Annotated in this window: 1 protein-coding gene; it reads right to left on the reverse strand. The window is 39.9% G+C overall.

Annotation, left to right across the window (positions count from 1 at the left end; genetic code table 11):
• Positions 1 to 34: 34 nt before the first annotated feature.
• Positions 35 to 1840 (reverse strand): aldehyde ferredoxin oxidoreductase family protein, encoded by a 1806-nt coding sequence (locus tag CI949_RS20455; RefSeq protein ID WP_076544237.1) that lies wholly within the window; start codon positions 1838 to 1840, stop codon positions 35 to 37.
• Positions 1841 to 1916 lie beyond the last annotated feature (76 nt).

Genomic DNA, 1916 nt, shown 5'->3' on the forward strand with positions numbered 1-1916 from the left:
TTTTAAAAGCCAATTATTTACCCCGCCAATATTATTATTTAATTTTCATATCCTTTAGTTTCTGTTCACTGATCCAACCATCTTCCTGCCAGCCTCTAATTTCATAATACTCAGGTAAGATTTCTCTGTATTTAGTGCTGATACCCTTTTGTGGACCATCTGGAAGTGGCTCATCAAAGCGAGCTGGCAGTTTATCTTCTTCAGGTAAAATACCTGCTTCTAAGTTAAACTGACGCTCTAAGTTATAAATTCGTTCACCGGTTTCCAGCAGAGATTCTGAGCTGTACTCAAACTGAGTGCCTGCATTGACTATTTCTCTGTAGTCATCAAGTCCTAAAGCAAAGGAAGTAAAAAGACACATTCCAATTGAATCAATGATAGCTGTTAAATCCTGGAAGGTCATAACCCACTTAGGCTTTCCTTCTAATTCCTGTGGATCCAACTTTTCTGGAACCCCTAAAACCTCAGGTGAGATCATATAACCTCTAACATGACAGCCACCGCGGTTTGAAGTAACATAGTTAAGTCCATGTCCCTGAACACCGCGAGGATCGTAAGCAGGAAGCTCCTGTTTTTTAACACTCATCGAAAGCTCAGGATGTCCTTTAGAATCTGCCAGGCGGTATGAACCTTCCGCCAGCTGATCTCCAAAGCCTTCACGGTAAGCCATTTTTTCTGTATAATAGATTATTGACTCAGAAGAACCAAATTTTAATTCAGGACCATTTTCCAGTTCATCTTTATCTATATAGCCTTTTTCATATAATTCCATGGCACAGGCAATAGTTGCACCGGCTGTAATTGTATCCAGACCAAGGTCATTACAGATAAAATTTGCTTCTGAAATAGCATTTAGATCATTAACTCCACAGTCTGCACCAAAAGCCCAGCCTGTTTCGTATTCTGGACCTTCTCCACTGCGGCCATTGGGAAGTTTTGTCTTTCTGGCACAGCGAATTGGACAACCATAACAGCCAGTATTTGACTGCAGATATCCTTTTTCAACCAGTGCTTCTCCAGAAACCTCATCCACATCCTCAAAGATTGCAAACTGGAAATTTTTAGTTGGATAGGCCCCAGTAGAATTAATAATATTGTCTAGAACTTTGGTACCTAAAGCAGGTAAACCCTCACCTGTTACTCCATCTTCTTTCAGTATTTTAGTCTGTTTTTTGACAACTTTCATCATTTCATCTTTAAAATATTCAACCTGTTTTTCATCAGCTTTAACCACAACTGCCTTCAGATTTTTAGAACCCATTACTGCTCCAACACCGGTTCTGCCGGCAGCTCTATCTTTTTCATTCATAATTGAGGCAAATTTAACTAGCTTTTCACCGGCCGGACCAATACAGCTGACTCTTGCGTTTTTATTACCAGCTGCTTCAATCAGGAGATCAGTGGTCTCATAAACCGGCTTACCCCAGATTTCAGAAGCATCTTTGAGCTCAACTTTATCTCCCATTATTGAAAGATAAACTGGATGACTGGCCTTACCTTCAAAAATGATAATGTCATTGCCGCTAAATCTAAGCTCGGCTCCAAAAAATCCACCTGAATTACTGCTGGCTATAGTCCCTGTAAGAGGCCCTTTGGTAACAACCATGTAGCGGCCACCAGTAGAAGCAGCTGTTCCGGTTAAAAGTCCAGTTGCATAGATCAGTTTATTTTCTGGACTTAAGGGATCAACTTTTGGATCAATCTCATCATATAAAATCTTTGATGCCAGACCTCTACCCCCAAGATAGTTTTTAACAAGCTCACCCGATATTTTTTCTGTTTTAATTTCTTCGTTTGTCAAATCAACTCTTAAAACTTTGTACTCATAAATTTTTCCCATTAATTATACCTCCTTTAAATTTACTCTTCTTTCCAAGCACGGGAGGCTGAGTCATTTATTCCTCAACCCAGCGGTC

The sequence above is a fragment of the Halanaerobium sp. genome (genome assembly GCF_003070835.1).

What these genes read in the sequence shown, in the direction of transcription:
- CI949_RS20455 (WP_076544237.1), bottom strand. Translation starts at nt 1,840, where the DNA reads ATGGGAAAAATTTATGAGTACAAAGTTTTAAGAGTTGATTTGACAAAC.